Here is a 19,267-nt window from a genome sequence, read left to right on the forward strand (position 1 = left end):
CTACATCCCCATGCCGTAGTCGCGCTCTCGCTCCCGCGTTTTCTGACGACCCAGCACCATGCCTCGCATGGACGGTCCATCGCTCAGATCAAGGCTCATGGACCGCTCAAGGGCCATTTCTTTGACTTCGCCGCCGCGCTCGCGGTCCCGCCCGTACTGCTTCAAAGCCTCCGCCGCAGCCCGCAGGTGATCGAGGGCGACTGGCTTCTGACCGTCCTGTTGCAGAATGAGCTGAGACACCCTGGCCAGATCGTCGGTGACCATCCGCGCGTCCTGGGAGAGGCGCGAGGCCTGAACATAGAGGCGCGCCATGTTGGCCGCTTCGCCCACCTTGCTGGTGAGCTCGAACACCACCCCGTCAAATGTCGCGCCCTGGGCGCGATCGGCCGTCATGGCATAGCCGTAGCCGCTGAACCGTAGGGCCTCGTCGCGTGAAGACAGGGTTTCGGTTTTTCCGGCGAGCTTGCCTTCGCCCTCGTGACGGATCGTCACCGACCGGCTGTCGACGGCCAGAACCGAGAAGGCCCCTCCCCGCTCATAGCCGCGATCGCCAAAGCGCGCTTCCCAGACCATCTTCTCGCCGGCGGCGATCGGGTGCGCCCGCTCCGTGAAACTCGCAAATGAGGGGCTTTTCCGGTCAGCCTCGGCGTTGAGATCGATCAGACGCTCGCCGCCCTTCTCGCCCCGCACCTTGAGGAGGTTGTTGACCTGGTCGATGCCGATGATGGTCTCGACCATGTTCCGCGGCGTCCCGACGCCCTGGAAGCCCTTGTGATCAACCACCTTGTCGCCGAGCGCGTAGCTCCTCGCATCTAGGTGCTCGGCCCGGGTGAGCTTCTTCTCGTAGAGACGCGCGACGTCATGCTCTCGGGCGCCAAGCTCGCCCGAGTTCTTGAGGTGCTCGCGAAGCTGAACCGACACCAGGCCCCGCATGGCGTTGGTGGCGACTACGATCTGCGTGTCGCGCGCCTGGCGCTGATCGAGATAGGCTTCGACCACCTTCTGCGCGACGGCGGCGTTATCGCCGTCCTTGCCCACCTCGAGGATGTTAGGCGCCAGCTTGGCCAAGCCCTCCTTGAACCGGCCATGGGCCATGTGCTGGACAGCGTCGCGCAGATGATCGGGCGCATGGCGTTGGCGCAGGATCTCGCCCATCTCCGCGCGCTCGGCGCCGCGATCGATGATCGCCTTGAACGGATTGCCCGCCCCTGGACCGCCCAACTGGCCCCGATCGCCTAGAAAGCGAACGGCGGGGATTTCGAGCCTTTCGGCCACGCGGGTGAGCCGAAGCATGGTGTCGTTCGTGAGGGTTGAGGCCTCATCGACGATCAGGATCGTCTTGGAAAAGTCGCGCTTGAGGCGGTCGGCCTCTTCACCGCCCGCGTTCAGCTTGGCCTCGGCCCCGCGCAGAAAGGATTCGACTGTGCGCGCCACCACGCCCGTCTTGCGGATCTCGTCGGCGAACCGGTGCTGGGAGGCAATGCCATAGAGCTTGAACCCGTTTCGCTCGGCGATGTCGTTGGTCACCCGCAGCGACGTGGACTTGCCAACGCCGGCGAACCCTTCAACGACGGCGTAGCGATCACGCGATCCCAGCATCATCGCCGCTCCGGCGATCTGGCCGCCGGTCAGGGTCATGCCCGTCCGTTCCTTGATGTTGACCGGGTCCAGCGCCCTGTTGAGCGTCTCTCTGGAAAGTAGGGCCGGCGCCTTGCCCTTGCCCGCCTCCATGGCCCCGACGATTTCCTGCTCGCGCTGGATCGTTCGGTCCGTGGTCACCGCGCCGACCACCTTCTGATCGGCGTCCTTGATTGCGCCGGCGGCCACCAAGCGATCAAACGAGGCCTTCAGGCGCTCGTAGGTCATCCCCGCGCTCGAGGCTATGAGCGCCTTTTGCATGACCAGATGCTTGCTGAAGACCGCCTCGCGCTCCTCGGCCGACTTGAGCCCGAGGGTGACCAGCTGCTGGGCTTCCTGGTCAGGATCGCGGACCGTGACCGTGTAACGGTCGATCCTCTCATTCTCGCCGCGCAGATCGCGCATCAACCGACGCACGGCTGAAACTCTGTTACTCATGGCCCCTATCACCCTCTCGGTGACGTCACGGCCGCGTTCTACGGTTCGCGAGGCCAGCTGGCGCATCATGGCGCCAGGATCGGCCTTCTCGGCGCGTTCAGCCCATTCGGCCTGCAGGTCTTCGCGGACGATCTCGCCCTTGGCCTTGCGCGTCTGCTTCTGCAGCATCGTGCGCTGGTGCTCGGTGGCTTCGATCCCGCGTTCCGCTTCCAGCCCCTTCGCCGCTGCGTTGATCTCCTGAGATCGCGAACTGAACTCCGCCACCAGCTTCGCGCTGGAGCCGGCGACTTCCCACCCCAGCTTGCCCTTTCGCTGGATACTGAAGCCCTCAGACATCAGCCGGTCCTGCAGATCCCGCGCGGCCACAAGCGATGTGTTCTGCTGCCACCGGTACATCTGCCGTGTTTCGAGGGCGCCGTATTGGCCTGTCTCCGGGTTCTTGGTGGTGTTCGCGATCGGATTGTGGACGTGGATGTGCGGATCGCCGCCCCGGGTAGTGACGTGCATCACCGACGCGTAGAGGAGGTTGCCGGTCAGGACCTCGCGGAGCCCGCCTTCCTTGTCCCGCACGCGTGTGATCGCATGGTTCTCCTCGAGGTAGGCCATGGCCGCCTGATTGGCGCCCATGATGTGCTCCTTGATCCGATCGGCGAGCGTCGGATCATGTTTCTCGGCCGCCAGGACGAGCAGCGTGACCGACTTGGGCACAGCGAAGGTGAAGTCCCAACCGGCGTGGTGTTTGGCCTTGTTCTCCGACGCGGTGAGCGCAGGCCCAGCCGGATCAGGGTTCTTGCCGTCCAGGACGGACCGCAGATCCTCGGCGCTGACCCTGCCCTCCAGGCCAAGGTCCGCAGCGGCCTTGCCGCCCCACTCCAGGTTCGGCGTCCCCGCCTCCCCCTCAATGTAGTAGTCATCCTTGGCGTAGTAGCCTGCAGCGCCCGAAGCGCTGCTGATACGCGACGGCGTCATCATCGCATCGACCCCGAGGTCGACGGTCCGTCCAGATCGTTCCGGTCATCGTCTAGATCCTGAGCGAGCCATGGTCCCGTCGGCGGCGGCCGACCAGCGCCACGAGCCGGACCGCGCTCCTTGCCCTTCCAAACCGCAAGGCCGTTGAGCGGAATGCCCTGCTCCATGTCGCGACGCACGCGGTCATAAAGCTGCATGAACGCCGACTGCTTGGCGTCGAGATCCAGGCGCGAGCGATAGGCGTCGACCGCCAGTCGACTGGTTCGGTCCAGGTTCCCGGCCGCAGCAAGCTCGGGCAAAGCTACGTCGCCCGTCGAGATAGGCTCGACGGGCGCGGCGTTTCCTGGCGCATTGGCCTCGTCTGGCGTGATGATGGCAGGGTCGCCGTCAGACGCCTCCGCAGCGGCCTCGGCGCCGTCCTCATCCGGTAGTTCGGGATCATTGGCGGCGACGACGGGGGTATCCGCAGCCGCTATGGGCAGACCGCTTTTGGGATCAATAACCATCGGGGCGCCGGCCGAGGCGGCTGTGGCTTCGACGGCCGGCGGCTCGGAGCCCTTCTGCCGCTTCGCCTCGGCTTCGGCGATCAGCTCGTTGGTCTTCTGCAGCTCGGCCAGGAAGATCTCGGTAGGCGTCGGCCCCTCGGGCGGGACGATGCCGTCGGCGACCTTGGGCCGGCTCTTGAACGAGAACTTCAACGTGGCGGCCGGGAAGGCTTCGCCATCACGCGCCGACGAGACCTTGATGAACCCGTGCATCTTGGGCTGGTTCATGAGGTCTTCGGGCAGGGCGACCGGTTCAATCTCCTCACGGGCGTTGAGGTTGACCCCGTCACGCTGGGAGTTGGCGCCGAACGAGATGCTCTCGTCCACGCGCCGCACCTGGGCGCGGCCAAGCTGGTCGCTCATGAACTTGGCGGTCTCCGGATCCTGACAACGCAGGATCAGCTTGGTCGCGCACTGGCCGATGATCGTGGTGGCGGTCTCGTGGCCGTAGATCTCTTGCAGCTGGCTGAACTGCTGCAGGCCCAGAACCATTGAGCCGTTGTATTTGCGAAGCCGCACCGGTCCGGTGGCCAGCCCGTCGATCCGGCCCAGCGACGAGAACTCGTCCAGGACGATCCAGGTCTGCGGCCGGTTGTCCTCCGGGCGGCTGAGCAAGGCGCCGACCACCAGTTCCGTCCAGAACGAGAGCAGCGGCCGCAAGCTCTCGATGTGGGTCTCCGGCGCCGACAGGAAGAGGATACCGCCCTCCCCGTCCCGGCTGTTGACCCATTCTCGGATCGAGAAGGTCGAGTAGTCGGCCGACAGGTGCGTGAGGCTGTTGAGGCCCGTGGTCATCACGCTCTTGATCGAGGTGACGCGATTGCCGCCACCGGCGAGATGCGAGGCCGCCGGCGTACCGCGCACGAGCCACTCCAGAAGCTCATGCGGCCCGAAGAACATCTGCAGGAGGTCCTGCAAGGTCGCCTCGGGGAAGAGACGCTTGAACTGGTAGGTGGCCCACACAAAGGTCTGGCGCGAGGCCTCCGACCAGTAGGGATCGCCCGACTTCGGATCCTTCCAGAGACAGGCCGCCAGCTTGTCGAGCTCTGTCTTGTCGGTCGCGTCGTTGAACGGCGACCAGCCCACCGACCGCGCGTCGTAGGGATTGAGGATCAGGTCGGTCTCTGGCCGGTAATGGGCGCGGATGTAATCCAGCTCCGGGTCATAGACGATGGCCCGATCGCCGCGCGCGCGGATCGACTCCAGGAGCGTGTGGATGGCCTGCGACTTGCCAGCGCCCGGCGCCCCGACGGCGAAGAGGTGCTCGCTCTCGGTCCGGTACGGGAACGGCACGCCGACGATCTTTGCGGGCTGGTAGGTGGGGTCCTTCTCGGCCGCCTTCTTCTTCTCATTGAACTCGTAGATCTGGCGCAGGAGGTCGGCGATGCCGACCACCTTCTGGCCACGGATCTGGCGCGCGCGCAGTTTCTCTTCGCCCGAGTGGATGAACCAGGCCGTGGCCAGGGTGAAGATGGCGAAGACGCCAAGGCCCCACATGAGGAGCGCCTTGCGAAGGTTGTGATAGTAGCGCTTGGCGATCGGCTGCAGCCACTCAAGCTCGGCGATCTGCGCGTTGGTGTAGGTGCGCTCGATACCGTCGAGACCCTTGATGGCGATCTTCTCAGGGAGCGGGTGTCCGAACTTCTCGAAGAGCGCCGCCTGCGCGGCCTGGATCCCGTACTCCTGCTCCAGCTCCGAGGATGAGCGGTTGCCCATCCAGAAGCAGACCATCCCCCACACCAGACTGAGGATCACGAGCTTCCCGAGAACCTCCATGACCATGTCGATATTGTGGGAGAACGTCTGACCGCCGCGAAGCCAAGCCTCGCCTTTACCGCGGTGAATTCGGGCCATGTCGCATCAACCTTTCAACCAGGGGGTTGGAAGGCTAGGCGGGCGTCGATCTGATAGTTCTACCTGCCTGCGAAGGCCTCGAAAAGGGCTGTCAGTCGGGGGTCAGCATTCGGTGATGGAGCGCCCATGGATTCGGGCCTGCCGGGCGGTTCGCCGAACAGCATGGCTGCCGCTTGATAGGCGTGCTGCTGCGCCGCTTGGAACTCCGCCGGCGTCAGCGCTCGCCTCGCGATGGCCAGCGAAAGTGCGGTGGCGATAAGCGACTGAAACGCTGCGTGCTGGGCGTGGTAATCTAGGGCTGGCGGCGCCTGCTCCATGATCAGCGTTTCGATGTAATCCGCCAGGGTCATGCCCAGGTCGTCGGCCTTACGACGCGCACGATCGACCGCGCTTGATTTGATCCTGACGACCATAGGCGTCGTGGTGGCTCTAGGTCTGCGGCCCAAGGGAAACGCCTCGCTTCGTGCTTTGTGTATTACCGGGAATACAGCCTAAGTTATTGTTATAGCGTATTCAACGCTAAAACGGTATGCCCGGGCATACTCTTTGCGATAAGCAAATCCTCTGATATTTCAAAGCCCTACAAAAACCGCAGGTGTGCATTACGTGCCCTTCAAAAACGCTCCCTTCAGGCCAAGCTCTCGGCGACCCTCCGTAGTCGAATTTGCAAAGTTATTCGGCATGGCAACGGCGACCGTCGTCGCCAGGTTGGCGCACGCTGCACTTTCGGCTTTCGCGTCCAGAACAGAAAAGCCCCGTCGGGCGGCGGACCTGACGGGGCTCTGACGACCCGGTAGGGGTTGGGCTTGGGGTCGTTCAGCCTGTGAGAAACAGCATCGCCTTAGCGACGGCGACCATGCTCATGAGAGCTCCAGAGATGGCGACACAGCACCCTGCTTCGAGACCCTCGCCATGACAATCACTAGCGCCAAACGACCCGACTGACGGTTCCTTGAGCGGGAGCCAGGTGGGAGACTTCCAGTCTAGAGACCGGCGCGGGCAGCTCCCCAGAAACGCCGTTCGCGGTGCTAGCCGCCTAGAGTCATGATTTGGTTGTTCGCCCCGACGCGCAGGCAGCATCCGTGACCTTGGCCTTGTTGCAGTCGTCCGCTAGCGCAGGTCCATCGCCCTCGCCCAGAGGTCGACCTGGCCGAAGGCGTCAGTCTGCCATTGGTCGCTTGTGCGCCCGTCCAGAATCCCCGCTGCCTCGGCGAACCGCGCCGTCCAGACGGGACCAACGCTCTCGCGACTTTCGAACTTGGCGGCGAGATACTTGAAGCCCTCGACGGCCTCCGGCTGATCGAGCAACAGCCTGCAGTCGGCCGCCAGGGCCTCTGGGCCGCCGGCGTAGTTGCGTATGCAGTAGTAGACGTCGTAGGCGTCCTTCTCCTTCTGACGGTTATTCAGCGCGAAGCCCTTCATCGCCAAGAGTGCCGGCACGGAGGCGACGGCGATCTCGACGCGGTTTTCTCCACCCAGGGGCATGACGCCCGCGATCTCGATGATCTTGGCGTAGCGCAGCGCCAGATCCGCGCCGCTGGCCTTCTGCACTGCAAATCCGGCCACAAGCGGGGTCTCGCGCTTTTCGACAACGGCGTCGCGCGGCATCAGGAAGTCGACGACGATGTTGATCGCCGGCCCGCCGTCGTCGACGGGCACTTCACGCACCAGTTGGAACTTGCGCAGGTCCTCAGCCTGCCGATAGCCGCGCCCCAACAAGGTCTCGACTAGCATGGCGTACTCGCCATCCTCCAAGGCCACCGGATCGAGACTCAAGTCGACGTCAAGCGAGCCAATGTGGCGCATCTGCGGATTGTCGAGCAGGAGCCACGGCACCGCGCCGCCTATCACCACGAACTTTCCGCGGTAGCTGCCAAGGAGCTGCCCTATCTCGAGCAGCACCGAACGGACCGCAGCGACTGAGCGCGGCTCATATTCGGCCGGGTGTGGATTATCCATCGGCGGCCTCACCATCCGATCGCCTCCCGCCGCAGATGCTCGGCCGCCTCCAGCCCGCGATCGCCACTCGTCCAAAGGTCCAGATAGGTCTGGATAGGACTGGTCGTAACGATGCCAGGGACCGCCTCTCGCGCATCCAGGAGCGGCCCCTCATCATCCAGTTCAATGAGCACCAGATTTGCGCCTCTCGGCGTGGGCGTGGCTTTTAGCAGTTCCCGTACGCGATCCGCAGAATACGGAGAGGCATAGATCTGAAGGGTGTTGGCGCGCACATAGGGCGCGATCCAGTCGGCTGCGGAAAACCCTGCTAGCGCGGCGCGATCACCTGGGGCGTCCATCTGTAGGGCGCGCAAGGCTTGCTGCAAGGATTCGCCAAAAAGCGGAGTGTAGAGCTCCGAGCGTTCCCCGTTGGGCGGCGCGTACTCCTCGCGCCAGCTGTCGAGCACCGCAGCGGGCCTGATCAGGAAGATGCCGTCTGAAGTCTCAGAGAGCCAGTCGTTTGCCCGCAGCGCTTCCTTGACCTTGTGGACCTGGCCGATGCTGACCTTGGTCTTCTGAGAGATTTCGCTAAGACGCCTGGGAGTATCAGGCTCTTGGAGCAACAGGCGCAGCACCCGGGCGCTCTTGGGCTTGAATAGCGAGCGCAGCTCCCGGCGCGCGGCTGGCGGTTTGATGCCCGAGGCTCTTTCGATGAAGAGGCCATTGAGAAACAGGCGACAGTTGCCGGTCAGGTCGAGATAGCCAACGCCCGAGGCGCGGCAGAGTTCGCGCACGTCCGGTCCGATGAATGGCGCAATGAAAACAGGCGCTTCGCCCCGCGGATCAGGCGACAACCATGACTTCAGATGCCCGATCGCCTTCTGCGCCGCCATACCGCGTCCATCGGCCTTTATTTCGCAGATCAGACTCGTGGGTCGATCATTGACCCAGGCTTCGAGCACCAAGTCGATCTGGCGACCATCGCGTTGGATGTGGCGAACAACACCGCCAGCCCGAGCGTTTGGGGCGCTGTTGATCAACGCCACCAGTGCAGCTTCTGCCTCACGTTCAATTTTCATCAGACCGAGAGCTTTCACCATAGGGTGAAAAGCGCACTGAAAGTGAAAAACGTCAAGGGAATTTCACCAGTTTCGGCACTTTCACTGCGTGGTGAAAATCCTGGTCGCGTTGAAAGTCGTCAAGGCCGACCCCGATGCCATCACGCTCGTATTAGTGGCGCTGTTGGCTGCGGCGCCAGTCGCGCTGGATGGGGTTTCGAGCGCCCTCCCCTCAGGCTTCGCCGCCGCAGTCAGGCAACCGATCGCCGCAGGGTTCCTGGCAAGACTGAAATTGGTCAAGCTTGGTGAACCAGATTGGACGTTGGTTGATCTACCTGGGGTCGCCAATCTTCGCGCAGTGAAGTGGCGCCAGATGAACCTCGCCAGAGCGCCGGACCGTGCAGACCAATTGCATAGGCTCCGTTTGGTGCTGTTCGGAGGGACTTAAGGTCGCTCCGTTGACGGCGAGGTAAGTCTGCAAACTGCCGTGAACCAGGATGCTTGGAATGCGCCAGCCTCCGCCATCTAGCAAAGAATAGCCCCGTCAGGCTTGAGGGCCTGACGGGGCGCATGTGGATCCAAGCCGGCGGCGTCGGGCTTATCGGCCCAGCACGACGAAGGCGCCCATCGCCAAGCCGAAAACGATCGTGAACCCAAGGAGCTGCCAGCGGGCGCCTTCGCGTATGATCGCAACGAGCGCCTCGTTATGCTTCGTGATCTGTCGATCCAAATCCGTCTTGGTCATCACGCCCTCCAGCGGCAGCTTTGGTCGATGAGTTTGGGCTTGGCCTTTCCAGCGTTCAAGAGCGCCGGCCCTGCGGCGCCATCGTCGGATAAAACGGATCGGGCCAAGCTCCCGGGTCCCGCCGACGAACCGTGCGGGCCTCCTTGATCCCAAGTCGCCATGGTTGGATGCTCAGGATGTTGAGACGCCGAAACCCCGGTTCAACGGGCTCGGGCGGTGCTGGCCGGGTGCCGTAGTAGATCCAGAGCTTGAAAGCCTCCTCCCCTACCCTTCCAAGCTTCAGCGCCGACTCGTGCTTCCAGTGACTGTCGACCTCGAAAATGATCGGCTTCTCCAGAAAGCCGGCGTCGTTTGCAGGATCGAGGGTCCAGACGACATCGAACCGTCCCTGGAAGATGAAGCGCCGGTAGCCGGTGCCCACCTCCATTCTCGACTGATAGCCAAGGCAGACGCCAAGGGCATGGAGCCGCAGTTGCAACACGGCGTGGCGAGCCTCCTTGGTAATACCTGGCATAAGCGGGGCGGTCAGGACTTGATCGATCATAGTGATCAGGGGCTTGGGGAGCCTGAACTGGGCGTCGGCGGCGGGCCAGTAGTTGATGGGGCCGATCTGGCGAGCAAGAGCGTCTGACATGGTGGGAGAACCCTCTGAAGTGCGGTTAGTCGCACCCCTCCCCCGCCCTCCCCTTCCCCTTTTCCGTAGCTGCGCGATAGCTATGCGACCGATTTTGTCGTATAGAGGGCCTAGTGTGTCGTGCGCGGGATGTGATCACTCCCGTCAGGTCCGAAAGGCAGTTGAGATGGCCCACGAGCTGCATCGGCGAGACGCCAGTCGGAACATGGCCCGCTTCTACGCCTTGAGGGTCGTTCCAGGCCTTTTCGGCGATACAGGTCTTTGCAGGACCTGGGGACGTATCGGCGCACGTGGTGGGCGATCGATCATTGAATGGTTCGAAACGCCAGGTGCTGCCGAGGCGCGTCTTGAAGTTCTGCGTCGGCAGAAACTTCGCCGAGGCTATCAACCAGCTCCGGTGGCGCCGTGAACCTAGTTCAGCGCTACGAAACCCGGATAGACGGCCTGCTCGAACCCTTGCCGCCTGTAGTCCTGGATGCCGCACCTCCATCGAGTGTGCTCCAGCGCGGCAGATCCCGGCCGATCGATATTGTTCCTGGCTGGGCGGTGACCAATGTGGTCCTCGCCCTGGTCTATCTCTTCGGCAGCTACGGGCTGTTTGTGTGGCGGCCGGCAGCCGGTTGGTTGGCCTTTGCGCTGTCGGCCTTGGTCGAGGGATATCGGGCGCTTGAGCTTCTTCGGCCGCGGTCGGTCTGGGGTTGCGCGCCCTTATCAGGGACAGAGCGTTGGACCGGCGCTATGGCGCTGGTCATTGGCCCCGGATGCGCCCTCGTGGGTTGCCTTGTGCCATGGGTTTTCGGCTGAGACTGTCGGATAGCCGCATCGTGCGCGGGGTTGGCGGCGCACATCGGGATTTTCCAACTTTGGCCACCGTGGCGCAGTTGCTCTGGTTGCCTCCGGCTACAAATTTTTCCTTCTCAAGACATCTCAGCGCGTTAGAGGGTTAGAAGAGAAAAGTTAGAAGGTTAAGAGCGAAGCTTTTCGGCCAACCCGTAGAATCTGCTCGTTGAATCTATCCACAGCGTTCCTGGAGTGTCGCGCGCGCGTTCCCAATGTGTCGAAGCATGGGTTCCTGAAGTGTCGATAAACCGTTCCCAACGTATCGTCGGGTGTTCCTGAAGTGTCGATCATCGAGGAAATGGTGGCAATTGGACCATGCCGGATCTGGTGATTGAATCACTTTGCCAACCGGCCCGCGGAAAAACGTTCAGCTAGGGATGTCTACCGCATCGACCGACTGGGATCGTTACGGTCGTGTTGGTGGCCACACGACATTTCGGGAACAGGGCGCGCTTAGCCAGCGACCCTGCTTGTTGCCACATGGATTGAGGCCGCCAGTTCAGCTGCGCAGCTGGAAACGGTTTTTCTCGTGATAACGCCGCACAAAGCCAATGAAGGCCTTCTGGTAGCGATCGGGCTCACGGTCGTCCTGACTGCGCAACCAAGTTTGGAACTCGCGGTGCAGGGCGTAGAAATCCCAGCCGCGGTAATGCTCACGCAGATGGGCTAGCGTTTCGTCTGTCAAGTAGCCGCGTGGCTCTAGGTTTTGCGAGGGCGGCTTAGCAGCAGGAGCCGATGTCTTGCTAACGTCGACCGTCTGGCTGCTGGCTTTTCTGTGAGCCGGGCCCTTGTCGTCCGCCTTTCGCCGAATGCGGAGGAGGGGTTCTTTCGAGGTCACCGCGGGCTCAAGCGCTAAATCGTAGCCCGGGATGGCGTTCTCCCGGACTAGCGCAGCCATCTCGAACTTGAACCGCCGGTACTGGCCTTCTGCGCCGGATTTTTCAAAGAGGGTTGGAAGAGCGATCGCAAAGCCATCGTCCCCTGCCCCACCGGCATGCTTGCGGGCGACCTTGTACAGCCAGCGCTCTCGTCCGCCGGTGATCGAGAAGTAGGATCGATCAATCGACAGAACCCCTCCGGCCATCAACACGCCATCGTAAAACCAACTCGACAGGGCGATTGAGATTCCTCGAGAGCGGTCGGTCTTCTCATCGACCAGTTGGCTCCAACTATCGAGCCAAGAGAAGGTCGCTTCCCGGCGTTGGTCGGCGCGGATATTGGTTTTGACAGTCGTCGATTGCAGGCGGTCGAGTGCGGCCCCGAGAAGCTCGTAAGAGCGGCCCGTTACCGGACGACCGATGCTCCTCAGGATGTCATAGGGCATAACCTTAAGTACGCGCGGGATATCATTGACCCGCCGCTCTTTCAGGTCGTTTAGAACGCTTGCGCAATAGATGAGGATGTCGGCGTCCCAGATGGTCGCCATGCCGTAGTCGGGGTTGGCCGAAACGTGGACCCAGACCTTTCCATCTGGCGAGGTGTAGTCGATCGGCTTGGTGCGCTTGGTTTTGGAAAGGCTGAAAAAGGGCCTTTCCATCATCTCCCGCTGATCACGAAGGTTCAGATCAGCCAGATAAGGCAGGAACAGATCGATCTGCTCCACGCCGACCTTGCTCGTGTTGTTAGCCATGATGCCCGACCGTTTCAGACATGCGCGCGTTAACTCCACCCTCGACGAAAGTTTCCCCGGGGAAACTTTCACGCACCGGCCCTGGCCGATCATCGCTGCGACCAAAAAGTTTCCCCGGGGAAACTTTTTCTGCCCTACTCAGCGACGCCTCGACCTTGTGTGCGAAGGAAAGCCAAAGCGCGCTCGACCAGACCCAGTAACTCCGCATCGCTCGCCCCTGACCCCGCGTGAATCCGGAGGGTCGCTCCATTCCGATTGGCGGAAAGAACCGACAGAGCGCGGCGACCATGCACCGAGTCGGCCGCGAACAGCGACTCCTGCTCCTGGCTTGAAGGTTGAGCAGCCTTGAGAAGCGCATCGGACACTTCGGCGGCAGTTAGACCGGGTACCCCGTCGGCCAAGCGCGCGTGCTGGGCCTGCTTGAGGCGCACGGCCTCCTTCTGCATCCGCTTCAGGGCCGCAGGATCAGATTGCGAAAGCGTCTTGATCCGCTGGGCGAGCGGGTAACAGGCCTTAAGCTGGATATCGCCAAGCCCCGAAAAGGCCGATACAGCCCAGTCTGGGATATCCGCGACCAAGAGCATCTTCGAGAGCCAGCCCTTGGAGAGGTTCAGGCGCTCGGCCATGCGAACTTGACGATCCCCGTAATAGCTCCTCAGAGCGTCGCGATAGTTCCTCGCACGCTCGAAATCCGAGACGTCCTTACGCGCTCTGTTTTCAAGATCGGCGAGCCGAAAAGCGCTCTCATCGTCGAGCGTATGTACCTGAGCAAGCAGCTGCAGGTCGGGATAGCTGTTGGCCCGAAGCCAGCTAATGGACCAGTGGCGACGGGTTCCAGCAATAAGCTCATAGTCATGCTCGGGATCGTCCGTTACGCGCCGTACAACCACGGGCACCTTCTGCCCGCCCTCCGCCAGGATTGAATCGATCAGATCTCTGCAGGACGCTTCATTTAAGCTTTGCTGATGCCGCGCATTGCCCCCCCAGACCCGCACCCGCGCGGGGTTCAGCAGAAGCTGGGTCACTTGCTTGACCTCGCCCGCAGCGACCCGCGCCAAGGCGGATTCTCGCGCAAGCAAGGTCATACCGGGACTGGTGCGCGCCGAGGGCAGGGGAGGGGAGGCGTCACCTGGATTGCTGCCGGCGCCTGCCGGCTGTGGCGTTGAAGCCACCGGCTCGGCCGCAGGTTCCATCGCTCCAGGATCAGGGCCAAGAAGGGAGTTCAGATAGTCGGACTGACGCTTTGACATCGTGCTTCCTCCTGACGCCTTAGACCGTCACTGAGGCCAGTGTGGACGGCTGCTGCATGGCAGGGCGTCCCCATCGCCGGCGGATGAGCTGTTCCACTTGCGAAAGCGCCTCATCCAGGTTGGAGCGGCAGCGCTTGTGCGTCCGCGGCGTGCCGATCGGCTTGTCGAGTTCGTAGATCGTCATCATCCGAAGCGCGGCGTGACTGATCTCAGCAGACTCCAGGATGGGTACGGGCAGAAGCGCCGGGCCAAAGGCCTGGTCCATCACGCGCTGGACCATGTCCTGGCTAGGGTCATTGGCGTTGAACTTGGAACAGATCAGCCGGCAAAAATCGTATTCGACGGTGATGCCCGCAGCGGTGAGCTGTCCGATCACCTGGTCCATCATCGACAGGAATTGAACTGTTGAGCAGAAGTCTGGCGTTGTGGCCGCCAGCGGGACGAGGAGCGCATTGGCCGCCTGCATGACGGCTAGGGAGATTGTCCCGAGGGCTGGTGGCGGATCCAAAAGGACGACATCATAGTTCTGGGCCAGTTCAAACAGGCCCGCGCGAAGCTTGCGGAATCGTGAGGCCAGAACCCCGCCGCCGCCCGTGCCCGCCGCCGCCAGTTCATACTCGATGTCGAACATCTGCAGGTTCGAGGGGATAAGATCGACATTTGGCCACACCGTCTTCTTGACCGCATAGGCAAGGTCATCCTGGGTGGGCTCGATCGAAAGATAAGGATAGAGGGTCTCCTCACGTCGAATGGCGAAGTGAGGGTTGAACCCGAAGAGTGTGGTGGTTGTCGCCTGACTGTCGCAGTCGACCACCAGCACGCGATACCCTGCGACGGCCAGATAGTGAGCCAGATGGGTTGTGACCGTCGACTTGCCGACGCCGCCTTTGAAGTTCTGCACGGTGATTATGGACGGTGTGTCGTTGGGCCCGCGCTGGGGTGAAGCGCCCAAGACCTGTCGCATGTTGAGAAGCGCCGGAATGTCATAGCCGATCCGTCGGCCTGTCTCGGATTCGGGCGGGGAGGGGAGGCGCCCATCCTGTTCGGCCATTCGAATCCGATTAGACGAGCAACCCAACAGCTCAGCGGCGTCAGCAATCCCGATGCGGACATCGAGGCTCTTGGTCTGTCCGGGGAGAAACGCCGTGCGACGAAGCCGCTCAACCATCTGTTCGCCAGCATTGGCCAATTGACCAATTCGATCCGCCTCGGTCACGTTTGCATCCATCTTCGCCATCCCCACCGTGAATCGCCACACACGCACTGCAGGTGCGTAAATTGAATGATTTTTCTCTAAAACAAAGGAGAAAACATTCATCGGTAGGTATGGTTACGAAATCCTTAACGGCGCGCTTGGTGACCACCCGGTTAGGGTCAAACCGCTCCGCGCCGGCTATCCACGTTCGGGGTTGCTCTGAGGCTTGAAGTCATTGCTGCGTCAGTTTTGGTGACGATTTACTTCTTACAGCAGCCGCCGGTCTGAAACGGACTCAGGTGGGGGGCGTCACATAAAACGGGCACAGATATACGCTAAGCCTTTTGGGGCACGGTAGCGCCGATCTTTTGGCGCAGCGGCCGTAGCGTGCCGGTCGTTAAGTCATGATCCGTCCAAAGGTAATCGCCGGTCAGATTGATGTGTTGCCAGCCCAGCGGTGACAGATGTTGGAGAAATTCGGCCGGGATTGCCTTTCCTTGCTGCTCCATATGGCGAAGCACCGCCTCGAGGTAGGTCGTGTTCCAGAGGACAATGGCTCCAGCCACCAGATTGAGCGCGGACGCTCGGTGTCCTTGAGCCTGTAGCCCATGGTCGCGTATCCGGCCGGTGCGGTGAAAGAAGATCGCGCGCTTGAGGGCGTTCTGCGCCTCGCCCTTGTTCAGTTCGCGCGTAGCACGGCGCCGTTCTTCCGGCTTTTCGATCCAGTCTAGGGTGAAAAGCGTCCGTTCAACCCGGCCTATCTCGCGTAGCGTCAGCGCCAGGCCGTTGGCGCGCGGATATGAACCAAGGCGCTCGAGCATGGTGGAGGCACTCGTGACTCCGGTCCGGATAGATGTTGCGAGGCGGACGATGTCTTCCCAGTGGCTAGCGATGAGCTGTTCATCAATGGCTTGCGCGGCCATCGGGGCTATGGTCGGCCCTGGCCGCGCATCGCGGAACAAGTGGAGGCGCCGGGCGGCGATATTGGGAATTCGCGGTGCGAACTGGAACCCCAGCAAATGGCAGAGCGCGAAAACATGGTCGGAAATGCCGCCGCCATCGGTATGGTGGCGTTCAATCGCAAGTTCGGCACCATGATGCAGCAGGCCGTCAAGGACGTGGGCTGCCTCGCTCGCACCGGCGGAAATAACCTTGGCATGAAACGGCGCATAGCGATCCGAGACGTGAGTATAGAAGGATACCGAAGGTTCACTGCCCTTGTGGGGATTAACAGAACCGGTCGCCTGCGCGCGGCGATCAAGTGGAAAGTTCTGGCCATCGGAACTCGACACATTTCCATCGCCGAACACATTTGACAGCGTCATGCGATGCTGAGCATCGGCCAACATCGCCAAGGCGGCGCCGTAGCTGTCTTCGCGTAAATGCCATGCCGCAAGCCAACCGAGTTGGCGCTGGCTCACCAAATCGCAGGCCTCTGCCATGCGGGCGTGGCCGAGATTGGTGGCGTCGGCAAGAACCGCTGTCAGGACAGTGCGGGGATCATCATGTACGCGGCCCGTGGTGAGATGGGTAAAGCATTTCGAGAAGCCGGTCCAACGATCAACCTCCGCCAGCAGGTCAGTAATGCGGATGGCCGGCAAATGGCCATACAAGGGAGAGAGTGCCCTTTCGGCTTCCTCCGGTGTGATGGCTCGAAGTGGCGATATCCGCAGCTTGCCGCCTGAAAAGTGCACATCTTCGAGCGCGTCCGCTTCCACCTTTGCGTCCACCTCGGCCAGCCTTCGGGAAAGGAGCGCCTTGCGCTCCTCGAGCCAGACTGCGGCCGTATCGGCGACCGGGACAGGCAATGGACCAGCGGCCCTCATCGCAGTGAACACCGGGGTGGAGATAAGTTGCTGCTCCACGGCTCTGTATCGCCGGCTGCCTTCGACCCACACGTCACCCGCTCGCAAGCGGTCCCGCAACTCGGCGAGGACACAGAACTCGAAAATACGGCGATCAAGACCGGCTCGGCCAATCCGTCGCCGCCATGCCGGTCGGACGAAACCAAGCGCGGCATCTGCTGGTAGCTTGCGCAGGCGGCCACTTCCGAGATCGCGCATTGTCGCGATGGCTCGAGCAAGACCCACACAGGCAGGCACCGCACCGAAGGTGAAGCTTGCGACGAAGGCCGGACCGATCTGTCGCAGGATCGGCAGGTTCGATCGCGCGAGTTCGACGGGATCGAGCGGATCGGGACGGACAAGTCGCTTGGCTTCCTCGATCTCGGAACCGAGATCGTCCCATCCGATAACCTCTTCAATGGCGCTGAGAGGATCTGCACCGCTGTCCCTTGCATCAATGATCGCAGTTCCGAGACGGGCCAGCAGACGAATTTTGCCATTGATGGTGCGTTTGTCGCGCTTCAGCGCAGCCTCTTCCCGGCGCTCGGCACGCCGGAACATCTGTCCGATCAAACGTTCGAACATCATCACGGCATCGTCAGTCAGGGCGATCTGCATTTCGGCAACGGTGGCAGCCAGAATGGCCCGGCGACGGATCGCGTTCAGGACGGATAGATGTTGCGCAGTGAGCCGCACGCCCTCCTGATTAAGGCGCCGCAGTCGTTCTGGATGGACTGGGGCTACAACTTCAGGCTCCAAGCCGATTGCCCGCAATGTGGACAATCGCTCGAGAATTTCCGCGAAGGCACGTCGTCCCGGTCTACCGGGTGGTTGGCGGATCCAGGCAAGAATGCTGATGCGGCCTGCATTGTGCTGCAGCAGCAGCGAGTCCAGCAGGCCGCATTGCACTGAAGTCAGACTTCCCGTCAGCAGGTTGCCCACGTTCCGCTCGGCATCTAACAGAGCTTTGCTCACCATGCGTTCCAGGGACGTGATACCGGGCACGATTATCTGCCGGCGGCGGAATTCTTCCATCAGGATCCGCGCGAGATCGATTCCACCGGTCATGGTCAGTGCGATCGGCAAGAGCCAAGCCTGCAGTTCTGCATGGATCGGACGGCTCAATTGCCGGAAACCGAATACCTCGCGCAGCGTATCGAGTTGCTCATACCGGGTGGGACCACGCGTGGCATAATCGGCAAGCGCGTCCGGCTCGACGCCGAGCTGATCCCCGACGAACCTGAGAGGAGCATCAGGGATGAATTCGCCGGGTTTCAGCAATCGGCCAGGATATCGCAAGGCGCAGAGCTGCAGCGCAAAACCGAGGCGGTTGTGGGGACGCCTCCGGCTCGTGAAGACGCGCAGATCTGCGGAACTGAGCGTCCAGTATCGCACCAGATCTGGCTCGCTCTCCGGCAAGGCGAACAACTCGGCGTGTTGCGCCTCGGTCAGAACAGAGCGGCGGGGCATCGGGTCAGGCCTTGACCGGTCCCGTCCAGCCAATGCGATCGAGCGTGCCGATGAGGGTCGATCGCGGCACCTTGAATGATCGGCACACCGACGCCTTGCTTGCGCCGGCATCGAGGGCTGCCGTGATCTGCTCGATCGTTTCCGCGTCAATGCTGGGCGGCCGGCCCCCGCGCCGGCCCCGTCGTCGAGCTGCGACCAAGCCTGCCATCACCCGCTCACGCGTGAGCGCGCGTTCATATTGGGCGAGCGCGCCGAAGAGCGAAAACAGCAATTCACCATGGGGCGTGCTTGTGTCCATCTGCTCCGTTAGCGATCGGAAGGCCACACCTCGATTTTTCAGATCGGTTATGATCGCCAGAAGATTGGTCAATGATCGCCCGAGACGGTCGAGTTTCCAAACGACCAAGGTGTCGCCGGCCTTCAGGAATTCGAGGCAAGCCTTCAGGCCGGGACGATCATCCCGGGCGCCCGATGCCTTGTCGGAATAGAGATGGCGCTCATCGACACCTGCGGCGAGGAGGGCATCGCGTTGAAGGTCAACCGACTGACGGTCATCGACCGATGAGACACGCATGTACCCGATGAGCATGTGCGACAAACCCTGAAATTGATGTTGTCGCGCACTAGATCAAAGCGACAGGGTTTGTCGTGCAAAATCAACCATGGTTGTCGAGGCGTAGCCTGGTTGCGATGCTACCCTGTCGGAAAACATGTGATTGCCGCCTACCGGAATAGCAGGCAAACTCGGTTAACTATTTGCACTTCCCTGCTGCAACGAGAGCCGCACGATAGCAGCGACCATGTTCGGCCCGCCATGCATTCGCATTCGCGGTTCCCTTTGCAGCTAACCGGCGCTTATATTCGGCTTCCATCGCGCGCCTCTCCGGTCCCGGACCAGAATCAGCAAGACATCGGGCCGATACCGAATTGGACCGCGAGTTCCCGTTGGCGATGTCGCCAGACAGTTTATTCGCCATCGTACTGGTCGCCGTTTGCCCCATTGGCATTGGATCGACGGGCGCATATTGAGCCTGTGCCGACTGATTGAAAAGAAGCAGAGCGGCGCTCACCGCGCTGCTTGTGGCAAGACACCTCATATGGTTCTCCCGATAATCAAAATTCAATATGCAGAAAATGTGCGACGTCGCCCAACAGCGAGCGATGGTAAGCCTCATAATATCGACCGACCACGTCCACTGCAGGGCAGTCAGCACCGAAA

At 61.8% G+C, this 19,267-nt stretch carries 14 protein-coding genes; 2 read left to right on the top strand and 12 right to left on the bottom strand.

The features are described 5' to 3' along the window. The 5 genes from mobF to E1H18_RS26015 form a co-directional block, all read right to left on the bottom strand. Entirely contained in the window at positions 1-3,048 is a 3,048-nt protein-coding gene (mobF, locus tag E1H18_RS25995) for a MobF family relaxase (protein WP_172274985.1), read from the bottom strand. Next, positions 3,045-5,444 carry a type IV secretion system DNA-binding domain-containing protein gene (locus tag E1H18_RS26000; protein WP_172274988.1) on the bottom strand — a complete coding sequence of 800 codons (2,400 nt, stop codon included), beginning with the start codon at positions 5,442-5,444 and terminating at the stop codon, positions 3,045-3,047. Before E1H18_RS26000 ends, mobF begins: the two co-directional genes overlap by 4 nt. A gap of 59 nt (positions 5,445-5,503) precedes the next feature. Continuing rightward, entirely contained in the window at positions 5,504-5,857 is a 354-nt protein-coding gene (locus E1H18_RS26005; RefSeq protein ID WP_172274991.1) for a hypothetical protein, read from the bottom strand. A 697-nt stretch (positions 5,858-6,554) separates the two neighbouring features. Continuing rightward, a complete protein-coding gene (locus E1H18_RS26010) occupies positions 6,555-7,418 on the bottom strand; it encodes a nucleotidyl transferase AbiEii/AbiGii toxin family protein (RefSeq protein WP_172274993.1) in 864 nt (287 codons plus the stop codon). Further along, complete coding sequence (locus tag E1H18_RS26015) at positions 7,412-8,461, bottom strand: type IV toxin-antitoxin system AbiEi family antitoxin (RefSeq protein WP_172274995.1); 1,050 nt, start codon at positions 8,459-8,461, stop codon at positions 7,412-7,414. The genes E1H18_RS26010 and E1H18_RS26015 overlap by 7 nt, the downstream gene beginning before the upstream one ends. Positions 8,462-8,552: 91 nt before the next feature. Between E1H18_RS26015 and E1H18_RS26020 the strand changes: the two genes are divergently transcribed. After that, on the top strand, positions 8,553-8,888 hold the full coding sequence (locus E1H18_RS26020) for a hypothetical protein (RefSeq protein WP_172274998.1): 336 nt from the start codon (positions 8,553-8,555) through the stop codon (positions 8,886-8,888). 150 nt (positions 8,889-9,038) lie between these two features. On the opposite strand, the gene E1H18_RS26025 is transcribed toward E1H18_RS26020, so the two are convergent. Together E1H18_RS26025 and E1H18_RS26030 are read right to left on the bottom strand one after the other, a co-directional pair. After that, complete coding sequence (locus tag E1H18_RS26025; protein WP_172275001.1) at positions 9,039-9,185, bottom strand: hypothetical protein; 147 nt, start codon at positions 9,183-9,185, stop codon at positions 9,039-9,041. A gap of 55 nt (positions 9,186-9,240) precedes the next feature. Further along, a complete protein-coding gene (locus tag E1H18_RS26030) occupies positions 9,241-9,819 on the bottom strand; it encodes a hypothetical protein (protein ID WP_172275004.1) in 579 nt (192 codons plus the stop codon). A 166-nt stretch (positions 9,820-9,985) separates the two neighbouring features. Between E1H18_RS26030 and E1H18_RS26035 the strand changes: the two genes are divergently transcribed. After that, positions 9,986-10,228, top strand: coding sequence for a WGR domain-containing protein (locus tag E1H18_RS26035; protein WP_172275006.1), 243 nt, complete (start codon positions 9,986-9,988; stop codon positions 10,226-10,228). A gap of 930 nt (positions 10,229-11,158) precedes the next feature. On the opposite strand, the gene E1H18_RS26040 is transcribed toward E1H18_RS26035, so the two are convergent. The 5 genes from E1H18_RS26040 to E1H18_RS26060 form a co-directional block, all read right to left on the bottom strand. Next, positions 11,159-12,289, bottom strand: coding sequence for a replication initiator protein A (locus E1H18_RS26040; RefSeq protein WP_172275007.1), 1,131 nt, complete (start codon positions 12,287-12,289; stop codon positions 11,159-11,161). A 134-nt stretch (positions 12,290-12,423) separates the two neighbouring features. After that, positions 12,424-13,539 (bottom strand): ParB/RepB/Spo0J family partition protein, encoded by a 1,116-nt coding sequence (locus E1H18_RS26045; protein ID WP_172275010.1) that lies wholly within the window; start codon positions 13,537-13,539, stop codon positions 12,424-12,426. A 19-nt stretch (positions 13,540-13,558) separates the two neighbouring features. Further along, positions 13,559-14,755: an AAA family ATPase gene (locus E1H18_RS26050; protein WP_370526601.1), complete on the bottom strand. Its 1,197-nt coding sequence runs from the start codon at positions 14,753-14,755 to the stop codon at positions 13,559-13,561. Between the two features lie 314 nt (positions 14,756-15,069). Then, positions 15,070-18,048: a Tn3 family transposase gene (locus tag E1H18_RS26055; protein ID WP_172275013.1), complete on the bottom strand. Its 2,979-nt coding sequence runs from the start codon at positions 18,046-18,048 to the stop codon at positions 15,070-15,072. Between the two features lie 4 nt (positions 18,049-18,052). Then, positions 18,053-18,637, bottom strand: a complete 585-nt coding sequence (locus tag E1H18_RS26060) for a recombinase family protein (protein WP_126053394.1) — start codon at positions 18,635-18,637, stop codon at positions 18,053-18,055. Between the last annotated feature and the right edge of the window lie 630 nt (positions 18,638-19,267).

The organism is Caulobacter sp. RHG1 (assembly GCF_013181195.1).
In the GTDB taxonomy this organism is placed as follows: domain Bacteria; phylum Pseudomonadota; class Alphaproteobacteria; order Caulobacterales; family Caulobacteraceae; genus Caulobacter.